At 60.1% G+C, this 17959-nt stretch carries 14 protein-coding genes; 2 read left to right on the top strand and 12 right to left on the bottom strand.

What is annotated here, in order from left to right; translation table 11 throughout:
* Positions 1-43: 43 nt before the first annotated feature.
* The 8 genes from queC to hmpA form a co-directional block, all read right to left on the bottom strand.
* Entirely contained in the window at positions 44-742 is a 699-nt protein-coding gene (gene queC, locus GIW28_RS05835) for a 7-cyano-7-deazaguanine synthase QueC (RefSeq protein WP_017135068.1), read from the bottom strand.
* Positions 743-845: 103 nt separating this feature from the next.
* Positions 846-1733: a heme o synthase gene (gene cyoE, locus GIW28_RS05830; RefSeq protein WP_017135069.1), complete on the bottom strand. Its 888-nt coding sequence runs from the start codon at positions 1731-1733 to the stop codon at positions 846-848.
* 11 nt (positions 1734-1744) lie between these two features.
* The gene (cyoD, locus tag GIW28_RS05825) at positions 1745-2086 is read right to left on the bottom strand and encodes a cytochrome o ubiquinol oxidase subunit IV (RefSeq protein ID WP_010206434.1); all 342 of its coding nucleotides are present in this window, start codon (positions 2084-2086) and stop codon (positions 1745-1747) included.
* Positions 2086-2712: a cytochrome o ubiquinol oxidase subunit III gene (locus GIW28_RS05820; RefSeq protein ID WP_010206435.1), complete on the bottom strand. Its 627-nt coding sequence runs from the start codon at positions 2710-2712 to the stop codon at positions 2086-2088. Before GIW28_RS05820 ends, cyoD begins: the two co-directional genes overlap by 1 nt.
* A gap of 3 nt (positions 2713-2715) precedes the next feature.
* Complete coding sequence (gene cyoB / locus GIW28_RS05815; RefSeq protein ID WP_017135070.1) at positions 2716-4734, bottom strand: cytochrome o ubiquinol oxidase subunit I; 2019 nt, start codon at positions 4732-4734, stop codon at positions 2716-2718.
* A 3-nt stretch (positions 4735-4737) separates the two neighbouring features.
* On the bottom strand, positions 4738-5679 hold the full coding sequence (gene cyoA / locus GIW28_RS05810; protein WP_026013527.1) for a ubiquinol oxidase subunit II: 942 nt from the start codon (positions 5677-5679) through the stop codon (positions 4738-4740).
* A 793-nt stretch (positions 5680-6472) separates the two neighbouring features.
* Positions 6473-6979: a disulfide bond formation protein B gene (locus GIW28_RS05805; protein WP_017135072.1), complete on the bottom strand. Its 507-nt coding sequence runs from the start codon at positions 6977-6979 to the stop codon at positions 6473-6475.
* A gap of 197 nt (positions 6980-7176) precedes the next feature.
* Positions 7177-8358 (bottom strand): NO-inducible flavohemoprotein, encoded by a 1182-nt coding sequence (hmpA, locus tag GIW28_RS05800; protein WP_177034599.1) that lies wholly within the window; start codon positions 8356-8358, stop codon positions 7177-7179.
* Between the two features lie 147 nt (positions 8359-8505).
* Between hmpA and norR the strand changes: the two genes are divergently transcribed.
* Positions 8506-10050: a nitric oxide reductase transcriptional regulator NorR gene (gene norR / locus GIW28_RS05795; protein ID WP_236445883.1), complete on the top strand. Its 1545-nt coding sequence runs from the start codon at positions 8506-8508 to the stop codon at positions 10048-10050.
* 22 nt (positions 10051-10072) lie between these two features.
* Here norR and GIW28_RS05790 read toward each other — a convergent pair whose 3' ends face one another.
* Entirely contained in the window at positions 10073-10975 is a 903-nt protein-coding gene (locus tag GIW28_RS05790) for a DMT family transporter (RefSeq protein ID WP_186618066.1), read from the bottom strand.
* Between the two features lie 137 nt (positions 10976-11112).
* On the opposite strand from GIW28_RS05790, the gene GIW28_RS05785 reads away from it, so the two are divergent.
* Positions 11113-11988: a helix-turn-helix domain-containing protein gene (locus GIW28_RS05785; protein ID WP_017135076.1), complete on the top strand. Its 876-nt coding sequence runs from the start codon at positions 11113-11115 to the stop codon at positions 11986-11988.
* Here GIW28_RS05785 and GIW28_RS05780 read toward each other — a convergent pair.
* From GIW28_RS05780 to GIW28_RS05770, 3 genes are all read right to left on the bottom strand, one after another.
* The gene (locus tag GIW28_RS05780; RefSeq protein ID WP_170040516.1) at positions 11985-14480 is read right to left on the bottom strand and encodes a LuxR C-terminal-related transcriptional regulator; all 2496 of its coding nucleotides are present in this window, start codon (positions 14478-14480) and stop codon (positions 11985-11987) included. The genes GIW28_RS05785 and GIW28_RS05780 overlap by 4 nt on opposite strands.
* Before the next feature lie 257 nt (positions 14481-14737).
* Positions 14738-16096 (bottom strand): DUF1329 domain-containing protein, encoded by a 1359-nt coding sequence (locus GIW28_RS05775; protein ID WP_017135078.1) that lies wholly within the window; start codon positions 16094-16096, stop codon positions 14738-14740.
* A 26-nt stretch (positions 16097-16122) separates the two neighbouring features.
* Positions 16123-17913, bottom strand: coding sequence for a DUF1302 domain-containing protein (locus tag GIW28_RS05770; protein WP_099549448.1), 1791 nt, complete (start codon positions 17911-17913; stop codon positions 16123-16125).
* Between the last annotated feature and the right edge of the window lie 46 nt (positions 17914-17959).

Here is a 17959-nt window from a genome sequence, read left to right as displayed (position 1 = left end):
GGCAAGCCAGCTCCCACAGTAGACCGAGTACGGTCCCTAACCCCTAGCTCAGTTGCAACTTCTGCTTCAGGCTGCTCATCACACCCGCCTTGTCCTGCAAATACTCATTCAAGCCCCGAGCCCGCAGGTTGCATGCATCGCAATTACCGCAGCCGGTGCCAATGATGCCGTTGTAGCAAGTCAGGGTCTGGTGCTGAACCAGGTCCAGTTGCTGGTGGTAATCTGCCAAAGCCCAGGTCTCAGCCTTGTTCAGCCACATCAACGGCGTGTCCAGGCGCAGCTTGTAATCCATGCCCAGTTCAAGCGCCGTGTTCAGCGCTTTGACAAAGTCATCGCGGCAATCGGGGTAACCCGAGAAGTCGGTCTCGCAGACACCGGTAATCACGCTTTCAGCTTTGACCTGATAGGCGTAGATCGCCGCCAGGGTCAGAAACAGAATATTGCGCCCCGGCACAAAAGTACTCGGCAGGCTTTCGCCCGAGCTGTTCACGGTCGGCACCGGAATGTTGTCGCGGGTCAGGCTGCTGATTGCCAGCTCGTTGAGCAGCGACACGTCCATCACTTTGTGAACGGTGGCGCCCAACTGCTTGGCCAACTTCTGCGCGACTTCAACTTCGGCCACATGGCGCTGGCCATAATCGAAGGTAATGCAGTGCACTTCGTCATACTGCCCCAGCGCCTGGATCAGGCAGGTGGTCGAGTCCTGCCCGCCACTGAATACCATCACGGCTTTTTTAGTCATCACGTTGCTTCCTGCATTTGTAGAATGTGGGAATAGTTTAAAGGCCACTCAATAAAAAGCCCCGCGCTTCTTGCGAAGGCGGGGCTTTTTGTTGCTCGGTGACTCAGTGTGCGTAGGTCAGCAACAGCTCTTTCGGCACTTGGAAATCCAGGGACATCATCACGCTGAGCGCGGTGATGGTGAAGATCGAGAACACGAACAGCTTGCGCGCCCAGACGGTGTCATCCACCGCCTTGTAGCCGGTCCAGGCCATGTACAACCAGTACATGCCCATGGCGGCGGCGACGGCGAGGTAGCTCATGCCGGCATAGCCACTGAAGGTCAACATCAAGGTCGCCACGAGGAAGGCCAGGATGTAGAGCAGGATGTGTTTCTTGGCCACCTGAATGCCACGCTTAACCGGCAGAACCGGAATCGACGCAGCCAGGTAGTCATTGAAGCGGAAGATCGCGATGGCATAGGAGTGCGGCATCTGCCACAGGCTGAACATCACCAGCAGCACCAGCGCAGCCATGTCGAAGCTATTGGTTACAGCCACATAACCAATCACCGGCGGCATCGCCCCCGACAGACTGCCCACCAGCGTGCCGTGAACCGACTTGCGCTTGAGGTACAGGCTGTAAAGGCCGACGTAGATAACAAAACCGATCACGGCAAACAGCGCCGCCAACGGGTTGGCCACCTTGTACAACAGGGCTACACCGGCAACACCCAGGACGGTCGCGTAGATCAGTGCCAGTTTCAGGGAGATAAGGCCCTGCACCAGCACACGATTCTTGGTGCGTTCCATCTTCAAGTCGATGTCACGGTCGATGCAGTTGTTGAACACACAACCGGAAGCTACCACCAGGGACGTGCCGATCATCGCAGCCAAGAAAATGGCCAGATCGACATGCCCCTTGGAGGCCAGGAAGAAACCGCCTGCCACAGAAAGCACGTTACCGAAAATGATCCCCGGTTTGGTGATTTGGATAAAGTGCTTAAGCGACATCGGGTCTTACCTCACTTCGCCATCATGAACGTATGGATGCTGAACATGATCCATATCGACAGGCCAACCAGCAGCAGGATCACAAGACCTGCGAACACGAACGCAATCACGTTATCGCGCTGCTCTTTCGAGCGATCCAGGTGCAGGAAGTACACCAGGTGAACCAGAACCTGAATCACCGCGAACGCCAGGACGATCATCAAGGTGATCGACTTCGGCAAGGTTGGGTACATCACCAGGCCGAACGGGATCAGGGTCAGGATGACCGACAGGATGAAACCGATAGCGTAAGACTTTACGCTGCCGTGGCTCGCATCATGGCTGTCATGGTCATGGGAGTGTGCATTAGCCATTACAGAGTCCCCATCAAGTAAACGACGGTGAATACGCAGATCCAGACCACGTCCAGGAAGTGCCAGAACAGGCTCAGGCAGCTCAGGCGAGTCTTGTTGGTGTTGGTCAGGCCGTGCTTATTGACCTGATACATCATCACCGCCATCCACAGCAGGCCGGCAGTTACGTGCAGACCGTGGGTGCCTACCAGCGTGAAGAACGCGGACAGGAAGCCGGAACGGTGCGGGCCGTAGCCTTCGGAGATCAGCAGGTGGAACTCGTTGATCTCCATGCCGATGAAGCCCAGGCCGAACAGGAAGGTCAGTGCCAACCAGCTCAGTACGCCTTTCTTGTTGCCCTTGTAGAAGGCCAACATGGCGAAACCGTAGGTGATCGAACTGAACAACAGCAAGGCGGTTTCGCCGAGCACGTAAGGCAGTTCGAAGATGTCGTGGCCCGACGGGCCACCCGCTACGTTGTTTACCAGTACCGCGTACACCGCGAAGATCGACGCAAACAAGATGCAGTCGGTCATCAGGTAGAGCCAGAAACCGAATACGGTCATTGGCCCCGAGTCGTGGTGATGGTCATCGTGCCCATGGTCATCGACATGGGCGTGTCCAGCATTGGTCACTAAGTTCGACATGGTTTAAGCCTGTTCCAACGAGGTTTCTACACGGTTGGCCGGGATTTTCTTCTCGGCTACCAGGCGAGCGTGCTGCTCGGCTTCGATGCGTTCGATCGTCTCGACCGGCACCATGTAGCCTTGATCATCACGGGCAGCGTGAATGATGAAGTAACCGATAGTGCCTACCAGGCCCACGATTGCCAGCCACCAGATGTGCCAGATCATCGCGAAACCGAACACGGTCAACAGCGCGCCCATCACCACGCCAGTGGCGGTGTTGTTCGGCATGTGGATCGGCTCGTAGTGCTTAGGACGCTGGTACGCAGTACCGTCTTCCTTGGCTTCGGTGAACGCATCAATGGTGTTCGCAGTAGGGATCACAGCGAAGTTGTAGAACGGCGGTGGCGACGAGGTCGACCATTCCAGGGTGTGGCCATTCCATGGGTCACCGGAGTCGCAAGCGTTCTGCTTACGGTCACGGATGCTCACGTACAGCTGGATCAGCTGGCAGGCAATACCGGCAGCAATCATCAACGCACCGAACATGGCGACGTACAGGTACGGCACCCACTCAGGGTTGGTAGTGGCGTTCAGACGACGGGTCATGCCCATGAAGCCCAGCGCGTAGAGCGGCATGAACGCGACGAAGAAGCCCGAGATCCAGAACCAGAATGCAGCCTTGCCCCAACCTTCGTGCAGCTTGAAGCCGAACGCTTTCGGGAAGTAGAAGCTGAAACCTGCGATGTAGCCGAATACAGCACCACCGATGATCACGTTGTGGAAGTGCGCGATCACGAACAGGCTGTTGTGCAGTACGAAGTCAGCACCCGGAATGGCCAGCAGTACGCCGGTCATGCCGCCGATGGCGAAGGTCACCATGAAGCCCAGGGTCCACAGAACCTGGCTGGTGATACGCAGACGGCCGTGGTAGATGGTGAATAGCCAGTTGAATAGCTTCACCCCCGTCGGGATCGAAATCAACATCGTCGCCAGGCCGAAGAAGGCGTTGACGCTGGCCCCCGAACCCATGGTGAAGAAGTGGTGCAGCCACACCATGAAGCCCAGTACAGAGATTGCGCCCGATGCATAAACCATCGAGTGGTGACCGAACAGGCGCTTGCCGGTAAAGGTCGAGATCACTTCAGAGAAGATACCGAACGCTGGCAGGATCAGGATGTACACCTCAGGGTGACCCCATGCCCAGAACAGGTTCACGTACATCATTGGATTGCCACCAAGTTCATTGGTGAAAATGTGGAAATCCAGGTAACGGTCAAGCGACAGCAGCGCCATGGTAGCGGCCAGGATCGGGAACGAAGCCACGATCAGGACGTTGGCCCAGGTGCAGGTCCAGGTGAAGATCGGCATGTCCATCAGTTTCATGCCAGGGGCGCGCATTTTCAGGACGGTGGCCAGGAAGTTGACCCCCGTCAGTGTCGTCCCGAGTCCTGATAACTGTAGCGCCCAGATGTAGTAGTCCACACCCACGCCCGGACTGTACTGAATACCCGACAACGGCGGATACGCAACCCAACCGGTCTTGGCGAATTCGCCGACGCCCAGGGACAGGTTGATCAGCACCACGCCGGAAACCAGCAGCCAGAAGCTCAGGGAGTTCAGGAACGGGTAGGCAACGTCACGCGCACCGATCTGCAGCGGCAAGGCCAGGTTCATCAAGCCGGTGAAGAATGGCATCGCCATGAAGATGATCATGATCACACCGTGAGCGGTGAAGATCTGGTCATAGTGTTCAGGCGGCAGGTAGCCTGGCGAACCCTCGGTGGCCATGGCCAACTGGGTACGCATCATGATGGCGTCGGCAAAACCACGCAGCAGCATGACCATGGCAACGATGACGTACATGACACCGATTTTCTTGTGGTCGACAGACGTCAGCCACTCGGTCCACAGGTAGGTCCACTTCTTGAAATACGTGATTGCAGCAAACAGTGCCAGACCACCCAGCGCGATCATGGCGATGGTCACCATCACGATCGGCTCGTGGAACGGGACCGCATCCCAACTTAATTTACCAAACATCGTTTACTCCTCTGCCCCAGCAGTTGAATGCGAGCCCGTGTCAGAACCTTCAACCACGGCCACTTCTTTCTTCTCGTGCTTGACCGGCTTGCCTGGCTTCATACCTTCGTACTTGTCGACGATTTTCTGAAACAGGTCCGGCTCAAACGCGGAGTACAGAGCGACTGGGTTGTTCTGGCTTGGTTTGGTCAGGGCGTCGTATTCAGCTTGATCAAGCTGTTTAGGTGCGGCCTTGACTGCGGCTACCCAGGCGTTGAAGTCTTCCTGGCTCGTCGAGATCGCTTTGAATTTCATGCCGGTGAAGCCAGCGCCGCTGTAGTTCGCGGAGATGCCTTCCATTTCAGCTTTTTCGTTGGCGATCAGGTGCAGGCGAGTCTGCATGCCCGCCATCGCGTAGATCTGGCCGCCCAGTGCAGGGATGAAGAACGAGTTCATCACGGCATCGGAGGTGATCCGGAAATTAAGCGGAGTGTTCTCCGGGAACTGGATCTCGTTGACCGTGGCGATACCCAGGTCCGGGTAGATGAACAGCCACTTCCAGTCCAGCGCGACCACTTCGATATTGATCGGCTTGACGTTGGATTCCAGCGGACGGTACGGGTCCAGCTCGTGGGTCGACTTATAGGTGATGTAACCCAGGGCGATGATGATGAGGACCGGCACCAGCCACACGGCGATTTCGATCTTGGTGGAGTGCGACCACTTAGGCGCGTAGGTAGCGCTGGTGTTCGACGCGCGGTATTTCCAGGCGAAGGCGAAGGTCATGATGATCACAGGGACCACGACCAGCAGCATCAGCAGGGTAGCGGTGATGATCAGGTTTCGTTGATCCAGACCGATCTGTCCTTTTGGGTCCATCAAGGTCCACTTGCAGCCTCCCAGCATTAACAGCATGCCAATCAGCGGCAAAAAGCCTAGTAATCGGGGGTACCTGTTTTTACTCATCTCACGACCTCTAAAGCAGCTTGCGCAATGCAGTTGGGTTTTGATCGCCAACACTTCACCCTGCCAAGGGTTGGCATTTCTCTTCGATTGAATAAGAGCCTGCCCGTCACGCCATAACTGTACGTTTCACGGACCTGCGGTGAGTTCTTATTCGATTTCGTGGTTAAAGGCCTTGTTACAGACCAATTCCATTTGGTGCGGATAGTTGAAAGGCTGCCGGAACCTTGGGGTCGCACAGAGCCGTCCATCTGCCCCTCGACCGCTCCAGTGCTCAAATATTGAACAGCACCGGACATTCAGTGCGGGCGATTGTAGTTAGCTAGCGATGTATAAACCATGTCTTATAAAGAAATAATTTTTATCGATTACAGCAACAATCCTTCACTAATCCTGCAAAGGTTCGCGATCTTATCGTGTTCGATTCCCAACAAAAACCACAAAAATTGCCGTGTTATTGGGCAGAACGCCACTTCCCTTACACCTTGTAAGGGCTTGCAAAACGGATCCAAGCCCCCATAAAACAAGGCATTCGGACATCACCCAATGGCTCGCACGGCGTGACATTCGCGGCATCGCCCAAACGATGAACTGACAGCACAATTTAGCCATCGGGTGCAAATTCAGGCGGCGGTTTGATGGGTCAGAAACGTCCTGCGGCAACGTCCGTGTGACAACATGTCGCACGCTGCGCACACCTATTGTTGCCCCTCGTCACGGCCCTTTCACAAATCCCTACAACCAAAAACGCCCCGGACTTCCTTCAAGGAAGACCGGGGCGTTTTGGCGAGCAGACTCAGGCCTGGCGTTGGCGATTGCGATAGATGCCCAGCGGCACCAGAATCACCGTCAGCACGAACGCCACCAGCGCCCATTGCGCCAGGGACAAGCCAAGGATGGGCGGGTACGGCGTGCTGCAGAAGCCGTCGACCTGGAAGCCCAGTGGGAACACCTTGGCCAGTGGCAGTTCATCGACAATCGGCTGCAGCACATCGACGCCGCAACTGACCTCCGGGAAGAACTGGGTGTAGACGTGGTGGCCTGCAACTGCGACGCCGCCCACGGCACTGAGGACTACCAGCCCTTCAAACACAGTCACCGCACCTTTGCGGCGCATGGCGGCGCCGATAAAGGCAAAGATCGCAATCAACAGCAAAGCGTAACGCTGCAGGATACACAGCGGGCACGGCGCCTCGCCCAACACCACTTGCATATACAGCGCACCGCCAATCAGCGCCAGGCAGATGATGCCCAGCAACACCAGAAAGCGCCGCTCCCTGCCTAAACGCAATTCGTCACTCATCCCCGTTTTCCCTTTGTCGTTGTGCCAATGCCGGCAAGTTTACACACAGAGCATGGTTAAAACAGAGAGGGGTTAACTGCGGATTAATCGGGATAAATGTTGTGGCTGAGCGGACGCCATCGCGGGCAAGCCCGGCTCCCACAGGGAATCGCATTCCAATGTGGGAGCCGGGCTTGTTGTGGAGAGGGTAGATGTACTTATTCCAGCGCCGCCGCCGGGCCGAAGAACTCGTAGCGCGCCTGCTGCTCCGGCACACCCAACGCCTGCAGATGGCGTTTGATCGCCGCCATAAAGCCTTTAGGCCCCAGGAAGTACGCATCCAGGTCACGCTCCTTGGGCAACCACGCCGCCAATTGCTCCTGGCTCAACAGCCCCACCTTGTCCGCCGCAGGGCTCACGCCGTCGTCCTCGGCATAGCAGTAAAAGCGTTTGAGCTGCGGGTGCCTGGCCGCCAGGGCATCGACCCAATCACGGAACGCATGCACGCCGCCGTTGCGGGCGCAGTGGATAAAGTGCACCGGGCGCTCGGTTGCCAGGGCCGCTTCAAGCATGGGCAATGTGGGGGTGATGCCTACCCCGCCGCTGATCAGCACCAGCGGTTTATCGCTGGCCGCCAGCGTGAACTCACCCGATGGCGGGAATAGGTCGATGGTTGCACCGACATGCATCTGGTCATGCAGGTAGTTGGACACCCGCCCACCGGCCTCGCGTTTGACGCTGATGCGGTACAGGCCCGCATCGCTCAGGGCCGACAGGGAATAGTTGCGGCGCACTTCTTCGCCGTCCAGCACCAGCTTCATGCCGATGTACTGGCCCGGCGCGGCTTGCAGGATCGGGCCGTTGTCCACAGGGGCAAAGTAGAAGGAGATGATCTCGTCGCTCTCCTCCACACGCTTGACCAACAGGAATGGCCGCGCACCGCGCCAGCCGCCCGGCGCCTGGGCTTTTTCATCGTAGATGGCCGCTTCGGCGCCAATCAGGATGTCGGCCAACTGGCCGTAGGCCGCGCCCCAGGCATTCATCACCTCAGGTGTGGCGATCTCGCTGCCGAGCACTTCAGAGATGGCGCGCAGCAGGCAGGCGCCCACAATCGGGTAGTGTTCCGGCAGGATCTGCAAGGCCACATGCTTGTTGATGATCCTGGCCACCAGGTCACCCAGTTGGTCCAGCTGATCGATGTGCCGCGCATACATCAGCACGCCATTGGCCAGCGCACGGGGCTGGTCACCGCTGGCCTGGTGGGCCTGGTTGAACAGCGGGCGAACTTCTGGGTATTCGCTGAGCATCATGCGGTAAAAATGCGTGATCAGCGCCTCGCCGCCGCTCTCCAGCAGGGGCACAGTGGATTTGACGATGGCACGGTCTTGGGCACTAAGCATGGCAGACTCCTGGGTCTATTTACTGATTACCTTTACCTACTCATCATTCGTGCCAACTAATTAATCGTTATAATTCAATAATTTAAATATAATGTAGTCAGTATGACTCCCTACACCTTATAGTCACAAGGACTACAAGGAGTCATTATGACTGCACAATCGCTGCTCACCACCCTGCTGCCCCTGGTCGCCGACCTGTCCCGCGAACTGCCCGAGGGCGAGCGCTATCGACGCCTGTTGCAAGCCATGCGCGCACTGTTGCCGTGCGATGCCGCCGCGTTGTTACGCCTGGACGGTGAGTGGCTGGTGCCGCTGGCTGTGGATGGTTTGAGCGCCGATACCCTTGGCCGTCGCTTCAAGGTCAGCGAACACCCGCGCTTTGAAGTGTTGCTGAGCAGCGCTGGCCCTACCCGGTTTGACAGCGACAGCGAACTGCCCGACCCCTACGACGGCTTGGTCGACGGCCTGCACGGGCACCTGGAAGTGCACGACTGCATGGGTTGCCCGCTGTTTATCGACGACCAGCCCTGGGGCCTGCTGACCCTCGACGCGCTGGACACCGAGCGTTTCGAACGCGTTGAGCTGGATGCTTTGCAAGCCTTTGCCAGCCTGGCGGCGGCCACGGTCAATGTCGCCGAACGCATCGAGCGCCTGGCAATACGCGCCGAAGACGAACATCAGCGCGCCGAGATCTACCGCCAGGCCAGCGGCCAACAGCACAAGGAAATGATCGGCCAGAGCAAGGCGCACAAGCGTCTGGTCGAGGAGATCAAGCTGGTGGGCGGCAGCGACCTGACCGTGCTGATTACCGGCGAAACCGGGGTCGGCAAGGAGCTGGTCGCCCAAGCCATCCACGCCGCGTCCCCGCGTGCGGACAAGCCGATGATCAGCCTCAACTGCGCCGCGCTCCCGGAAACCCTGGTGGAAAGCGAACTGTTCGGCCACGTGCGCGGCGCCTTTACCGGCGCGTTGAATGAACGCCGTGGCAAGTTCGAGCTGGCCAATGGCGGCACCCTATTCCTGGATGAAGTGGGCGAGTTGTCGCTGACCGTGCAGGCCAAATTACTGCGCGTGCTGCAAAGCGGCCAGTTGCAGCGCTTGGGTTCGGACAAGGAACACCAGGTGGATGTACGCCTGATTGCCGCCACCAACCGCGACCTCGCCGAAGAAGTGCGCAATGGCAGCTACCGCGCCGACTTCTACCACCGCCTGAGCGTGTACCCGCTGCAAGTGCCGGCGCTGCGCGAGCGCGGGCGGGATGTGTTGCTGCTGGCGGGGTACTTCCTGGAGCAGAACCGTTCGCGCATGGGCCTGGGCAGCCTGCGCCTGACCAGCGACGCCCAGGCCGCGCTGCTGGCCTATAACTGGCCAGGCAATGTGCGGGAGCTGGAACATTTGATCGGGCGCAGCGCGCTCAAAGCCCTGGGTAACTGCCGCGAGCGGCCGAAGATTCTGAGCCTGAGCGCCCAGGACCTGGACCTGCCGGACGTCAGCGCGCCGGCTATCGAAGCACCGCTGCAAGCGCCGCTGGCCGCGACCGGCGACCTGCGCCAGGCCACCGAGCACTACCAGCGCCAAATCATCAGCGCTTGCCTGGAACGCCATCAGCACAACTGGGCCAGCACCGCCCGCGAACTCGGCCTGGACCGCGCCAACCTCGGCCGCATGGCCAAGCGCCTGGGCCTCAAATAGCCCAGGCAAGCCAGCTCCCACATTAGATTGCCTTCGCCTTTAAGATTGGGTGAACCGACCGAGGCTTTCTGAACACCAACACATTCCCCAACATCACCAACACCAGCCCCATCAGCGCCGGGGCGGTCCACTGGTATCCCTCGGCAAACGCCGACACGTTCAGCGCCACCACCGGAAACAGCACCGTGCAATACGCCGCCCGCTCCGGCCCCATGCGCCCAACCAGGGTGAGGTAGGCGGTAAAGCCGATCACCGAACCCGGAATCACCAAATACCAGAGCGCGCCGATATACCGCGCACTCCAGTCCATGTCGAAAGGAATGCCGCGCACCGCACAGTAAGTCGCCAGCATCAAAGCGCCATAGGCCATGCCCCATGCATTGGTGGTCAGCGGCTTGAGCCCGGCCTTCTGTTGCAGGCTCGAGAGCATATTGCCCGCCGAGAAACACATCGTCCCCAACAATGCCAACCCCAGGCCGAGCAAGGTCTGCGGGCTGGCGGTATGCCCTGCCAGTTCCGGCCAGAAAAGAAAGCCCAGCCCCAGCAACCCCAGCGCGCCGCCCATCAACACGTTACGTGCTACGCGCTGGCCAAAAAACACCCGGGCATTGAGGGCGTTCCACAACGTGGCGGTAGAAAACACCACTGCCACCAGACCGCTCGGGATCCATTGGCTGGCGGTCAGGAAGCACATGAAGTTGACGCAGAACAGGCACAGCCCCTGCGCCAGGCAGATCAAATGCCCGCGCCGGTTCATCACCTGCAACTTGCGGCTGAGCAGCAACAGCGCAAACAGCACCAGCGCCGCCAGGCCGAAGCGGTAGACGATCGACACGGGAATCGCCACGACGCCCAATTGCCATTTGAGGGCGATCCAGGTGGTGCCCCAGATCAGCACGGTGAGTAAATACAGGAAAAGGTTCATAGCGGGCTCCGTCGATTGAGGCACAGTGTCCCTTGGCAGCCGGCCGGCGCTCTTGCACATTCTTGCGCTTTTGTCGGGCGCAGGGATCACAGCCATCGCCGGCGGGAGTAGGATGCAAGGCGTCGGAGAGCACAACCATGCCAGATCTGGAATCCCTGCAAGTCTTTCAAGCCCTTAACCGCTCGCCCAACGCACGCCTGGAAGCCTGCGCCGAGCTCGGTGACGGCTTGTCTGCGGCCTTGTGGAGCAACCATCACGACTCGCAGGACTACCAGGCGCCGACCCATCACACCTTGTCCTGCTACATCGGCGGCGGCACCGGCACGTTTCGGCGCGATCAGCCTGGCACCAAGGGCGGCCCGGATAAACTCTGCATACTGCCCGCCGAGCACCAGTCGGCTTGGGTGATCAACGGTGAGATCCGCCTGGCCCACGTGTATTTCAGTCCCGAGCAATTTGCCCTCGGCTGCGTCACGTTGCTCGATCGCGAACCGCGGGAACTGCAACTGCGCGAAAGCACCTTCCTCGAAGACGCCAGCCAGGCCCAACGCTTTCACCAACTGATCGCCCTCAACTGGCAGGAGCCCGCCGAGCGCCTGCTGACCAGCAGTCTGGCCCATGAAATGCTCAGCCACACCTTGCTCAGCCAAGTCGGCGCACGCGATGGCCTGCGTTTGAAGGGCGGGTTGGCGGCGCATCAGCGGCGGCTGTTGGTGGAGTTTATCGACCACCACCTGGAAGACCCGATCAGCCTCGGGCAACTGGCCGGCCTGTGCGCGCTGTCGGAATACCATTTTGCGCGAATGTTCCGCCAAAGCTTCGGCCTGCCGCCCCACCAGTACCTGTTGGCACGTCGCCTGGCGCGTGCGCAAGCCCTGTTGCGTGGCGGCGCCCTGCCCCTTGGCGAGATTGCGTGGCGGTGTGGCTTCTCCAGCGCCAGCCACTTTACCCACCGTTTTCGCCAGGCCATGGGCGCCACGCCCGGGGAATACCGCCAGGCGTTCTGCGCCTAGACCATCAAGCCCAATGTCTTGGCCTTGGCCACCGCTTGGGTGCGTCGCTCCACGCCGAGCTTGCTGTGGATACGCCGCGCGTGAGTCTTGACGGTGTGCAGCGAGATAAACAGCCGGTCGGCGATTTCCAGGTTGGAGTTGCCTTGGGCGATCAGCTGCAGCACTTCCAGTTCGCGTTGGCTCAGCGGGTTTTCCACCACGCCACTGGGCGCCGCCGGGGTTTCCAGACCCAGCTCAATCAATAGCCCCGGCGCACGCAAACGCAGCTCGCGAATCGCCTGCTGCACCTGGCAGCGTTGCGCCAGCTCCAGCCCGGTTTGCAGGGCGCGCCGGGCCACGGCTGAGTCGCCCAACTGCCAGGCCACTTCTCCCAGCACCAGGTGCAGCTCGGTTTCCAGGCAGAGCATGCCGCGTTGTTGGGTGGTGTCGAGCAAGGCATACAGGCGCTCCATGGGCTGAACGGCCACACCCAGCTTCACCTCGGCCAGCACCAGCAAGTACTCCAGCCGTGGAATCAGTTCCAGCGTAGCCGGCGGTGCTTGCCGGGCCTGTGGCCCACGGAAGTGGCGCAGCACCCGGCGCACTGCTTCCACGGTCAGTTCGGCACGGCCCTGTTGCAACCAGAAGTGCCCACTGACCAACAGCAGCACCGCGCGGTATACCGAGTCCGGCACATGGCGTTGCTGCATCAAGCGCTCCGCTTCGCGCAGCTGGGCAAACGCCTGGGCGTAATCGCCATGGTTGGCCGCCAGCAACGCCAGGCCGAGAAACCCATAGAGCACGCGCTTGTCCTGACTGTGCAGGCACAGGCTCAAACCGCTCTCGAAACATTCACCGGCGAGCGTGTCCTGGCCTTGGCGCAACGCCAGATGCCCGCGCCGCAGGGCGATGCGCCCTACCAGTGGCCCCGCCTTGAGGCGCTGGCGCGCCAGCATCGCCTGCACATTTTCCAGCAGGCTTTGCGCCCGATACGGTGCACCGCGTTGCTCCAGCAATTGCGCATGATCCAGTTCCAGCAGCGCTTCCAGCACCAATGAACCATGGGCACGCGCCAGGCACAGCGCTTCGCGGTTCAAGGCTTGGCCCACGTCCAGCTCGCCGCGCAGCAAGGCTTGCTGGGTCAGGCCCGAAAGGCACATCAGCCGGGAAGTCCAGGCGCTGTCGGGCAACGCTTGCAAAGCCTCCAGAAAATGCTCGCGGGAGCGCTCGGCATCTCCATTGAGGTGCAACAACCAGCCCCATTGCGCCTGCCAGCGCGCCAGTAAATGCCGCTGTTTCGCCGCCGTCGGCTGTGGTGCAAACCGGGCAAGCTGGTCGATGCACACACCGGCTTGCTCAAAGCGCCCGGCGAACAACAATGCGGCCGTCACCAGCCCCACCAGTTGTGCGGAGCCAAGCATCAATTCATCGCCATGTTGCTCATGCAGACGCAGCAACAGCTGCGCATTCTGCTGACGGAACAAGTCTTCAAAACTGAAGTGTTGCAACAGGCTCACCGCCATCTCAAACGCTTCGGCCAGCAAGGCCTGTTCAAACGCGGCTTGCCAATCGCACTCGGCGGTAAACCATTGGCAGGCACGCCGATGCCAGGCGCGCTTGGCCGGCCAGGGCTCATCGCGCAGCAAGCGTGCGAGCGGCGCAAAGACCTGCAGCCAATCGGTGGTGTCTTCCCAGGGCTGGATAAAGGCGCCCAATGCCTGCAACTCCCGCAGGTAGTGGGCGCCGTCGCCAGCGCCGAACAGGTGCTCACACAGGCCCGGGTTGAAGCGCGGCAGGTGCGCCAATACCCGCCAGGCCTCAGCCAACTCGACCGGCAAGGTGCGCAGCAGTTCGTGTTGCAGGTAGTCGAGCAAGGTTTTGTCCGGGTGACCATCACCGAGCAAGGCAATGCGTACACCGGCGCACCAACCGCCGCTGAACTGCATCACGCTGTCGAAGCTTTGCCCGCCGCCGAGCAGTTGCTGGACTTGCGCCGGGCTGAAGTTCAGCTCGCTGCACACCAACAGTTCATCGTCGAGCAACAACCGCGGCCAGTTGCATGCCGGTCGCCGCCGCGCGCCCAGCCACCAGGTCAGCGCCGGGCTGGCGACACTGAGCAGGCGGTCGAGCAAAGCATCCAGCTCGGGCGCGGGCAGGCGGCAGTAATCATCCAGGAACAACCACGCCGTGGGCTGCCAGCGGCTGAGGTCAAGCAACAAGGTAGCTTCATCGACAAACGCCAGCCCCAGGTTGTGCGCCAAGCGTTGGCACAACTCATCGGGGCTCAAAGCCGCACCATTGAGTGGCAGCCAATAGACCTGGCAACCCTTGGGCGCCTGCAAGGCACACTCGGCCAGTAACGCGCTTTTGCCACTGCCACCCGGCGCGCACAGCAACTTCACCCTCACGGTTGCTGCGAGCAACGGCTCGGTCAATTGCGGGCGTAACAGGTGATGGGCGGACAGCCGTGGCATGAATCCAGGACGGTCCAGGCAGCGGGTCATGGCGGTCATTGCTGCATCCTGCGTTTTTATTGTTATGCAACCTGACGCCACCCTAGTCCTGTGGTTGGCGGTTGTTGAAGAAGTATTCAGCAGGGTGATTGAAGGGCATTAATTAAAGGCAGAATGCAGACAACTGTGGGAGCTGGCTTATGTGGGAGCTGGCTTGCCTGCGATGCAGACACCTCGGTCTGACAGGCATACCGAGGTGATGCTATCGCAGGCAAGCCAGCTCCCACACAAGCTCGCTCCCATATTTTATATCTGAGTCAGCGAACGCCCTCGGACCGCAGCGCTGCTGGCGTGTAATCCGCCGCCTTGGCCGCGAAGCCGAACACGAAACTGCGCTTTTCCTCATTCTTCATGCCGAGCGCGATGTAGCGCCCGGCAATGATGTCGTACAGGGTTTCCACGGTGTAGGCCGGCACTTGGTGGTCGTAATAGAACTGCGCATGGCCTTCAGCAACGCGCCACAGTTGGCCTCGCCCGTCGTAGTGGTCCACCAGCGCGACCTGCCAGCTGTCTTCGTCAATGTACATGTGGCGCTTGGCGTAGATGTGCCGCTCGCTCGGCTTGACCGTGCCGACCACTTCCCACACGCGGTGCAGCTCGTAGCGGGTGAGGTCCTGGTTGATGTGCCCGGCCTTGATGATGTCGTCGTACTTGAGGGTCGGCGAATCGAGCTTGTAGCTGTTGTAGGGGATGTACATCTCTTTTTTGCCGACCAGTTTCCAGTCGTAGCGGTCAGGCGCGCCGGAGAACATGTCGAAATTGTCGGTGGTGCGCAGGCCATCGGAGGCGGTGCCCGGGCCGTCATACGAGACTTGCGGTGCACGGCGCACGCGGCGTTGGCCGGCATTGTAGATCCAGGCCAGACGCGGCTCCTTCACCTGGTCGAGGGTTTCATGCACCAGCAGCACGTTGCCCGCCAGGCGTGCGGGCGCCGTGACCGATTGCTTGAAGAAGCTCAGCACGTTGGCCGCCTTGGCCTGGTCGATGTCCGGGATGGCTTGCGGCACCGCCACTTCTTCTTCGAAGCGAATCGGCGTGTAGCTGCCATTCGTTTGCGGGGTGGCCTGGGTGATGATGCGCTTGAGGTTACCGCCGTGATAACGGGTGATGTGGTTCCACAACACTTCCACGCCATTTTTCGGGATCGGGAACGCGTAGTAACGGTTGCCGGTGAAGTTTTCCAGGCCATTACCGTCGTTAATCGCGTGCACGTTCAGCGCGCTGCGCTTGATCGACTCGTAGATATCCGGCGGCAGGTTGACCGTGCGATGGGTCGGGTACACCGGGATCTTGTAGGTCTCGGGGTAACGCTTGAACATCGCCACCTGGCCGTCGGAGAGCTTGTCTTTGTACTTGTCGACCGTGGCGGCAGTGATCACGAACAGCGGTTTTTCATTGGCGAACGGGTCGGCCAGAAAGCCTTTGCTGTCCACCGCGCCAGCGTTTTTCGGAATGCCGCCGGTCCAGGCCGGGATCGAACCGTCGGCGTTGCCGGCTTTCTCGGCGCCGACCGGCGTCAGGGTGGTGCCGAGCTTGGCGGCCTCTTCGGGCGAGACGGCGGCCATGACGTGGGCGGCCAGTACACTCAGGGCCATCACTGCAAATAGCTTACGCATAGGTTGTTGTCCTTCCTTAAACCAAGTCAGAAGTTCACGCCGAAGCTGAGGGCGATAAAGTCGCGGTCGGTGAGGGTGTTGTAGTCACCGCCGAAAAAGTCGGTGTAGCTCAGGCTCGCGGTGTAGGTGTTGCGGTAGTCCGCATCCACGCCGACGCTGATCGCCTTGGCGCCTTCGTTGAAAATGCCGTTGGGGCCGTAGCCGCTGACGTCATGGGACCAGGACAGGTTGGGCTTGAGGTTCACCCCGGCGAACACGTTGTTGTAGTCGAGGATCGCGCGGGCGCGGTAACCCCAGGAGTTGGCGGTGACGAAGCCGTCGGTGTCGCCGCCGAAACCATAGGCGCCATACACCGAATCGCGGCCATAACGCAGTTTGGTCTTGGCTTCCAGCCCGCCGACGTGCACATAGGCCGCCTCGCCCACCAATGTCAGGCGTTCGGCGCCCAGCACCTGGTCGAAGAATTGGGTCATGGTGCTCTGGATCTGGGTGATTTCCTTACGGCGGTAACCTGAGTTATCCGAGCCGAACGAACTGCGGATCGGCGAGGCGGTTTGGCCGGCAATCGGGTTGACCAGCGCCAGGGTCAGGTCGGTGGTGTTGAGTTGCACCGGCGCATTCGGCCGGTAGCTGATTTCGCCGGTCCAGGCCGTGCCGGTGGGCAAGGTGGTGGAGAAGCTGGCACCGTACAGGCGGATGTCTTCCGGGTAATCGAGGTAATACTGGCCACGCCCGAGCATGGTGCTCTGGGCCAGGCCCGAACCACTGCCGGGCGCGATGGCGTTGGCAGTGCTGACGATGCGGCCTATGGTGGCCAGGTTGGTGTTGGCGGTAATCGTGCCCACCGTTGGCGTGCGGCTGTGGTAGTTCATGAAGTAGAGGCCGTACTCGGTGTCATCGCCCAGCCAGCGCAAGGCCGCACCGAACTGGCCGCCATCGCGCGCTTCGCGGTCGTTGGCGCGCTGCACCACCACGCCTTCGCGCGTCACCTGAAAGCCCTGGCCAAACGCCGCGGCCACCGGCTGCAACGGCGCAATCGCCGGGCTGCCGACCGTGTAGTTGCCATTGCAGCCGTGAGCCACTACATCGTTACCGAAGAAGGTGCCGCAGTTATCCACCACGGTGTTTTCCCAGTTGAGTTGGTAAAAACCTTCCACCGACAGCTGGTTAGTCAGGCTTTGGGACGCGAACAGCATGTTGACCGGAATCAGGCCTTCCTTGATCTCGGCGCCTGGGCGGCGGAACGCCGAGACGTCGATGGGGTTGATGCTGTTGATCGAGTTACCGATAAACGTACTTTCACCCCAGCTCACCACCTGTTTGCCGACCCGCACGGCGCCCGGCAAATCGCCGATGGAATAGTTGTGATACACAAAAGCATCCAGCAGCTCGTAGCCGGACGAGCGCGCGCCTTCGTCGCGGTGGTTGTTGCTGATTTGCTTGAACTCGCGGTTTTCGTCCTGCAGTTCGAAGTCATACCAGTACTTGCCGCGCACAAAGATGCCGCTGTCGCCGTACTTAAGCTCCAGGTCGTGAATGCCCTTGAAGATCTTGGAGAAGGTCTCACCCTTCTTGAAGTTCAGCCGCCCGTCATCACCGGTGGACGCCTGCCCCGTGCCGCCGTTGGGAATGCCCACCAGCTTCTTGTCAGCATCGCGCATGCCCCAACTGGCGCCGACCGACAGCGAGGAATCGAATTGCCCTTCGATCTCGCCGATGTTGAATGAAACAGCCTGCGCCTGGGCGCAGAAACCCAGCGCAACCGCCGTGGCCAGCGCCTGTGGCGTGAAGATGGCGCGCATTGTTGTTTTTGTCATGCGTCTTCCCCGGTGAGTGACAGAAGGCCCCACCCTACTGCCGCCC

The organism is Pseudomonas sp. PA-5-4B (assembly GCF_021606215.1).
GTDB lineage: Bacteria > Pseudomonadota > Gammaproteobacteria > Pseudomonadales > Pseudomonadaceae > Aquipseudomonas > Aquipseudomonas edaphica.
Note: the sequence above shows the minus strand (reverse complement) of the source record. Positions and strands in the feature narration are given on the sequence as shown.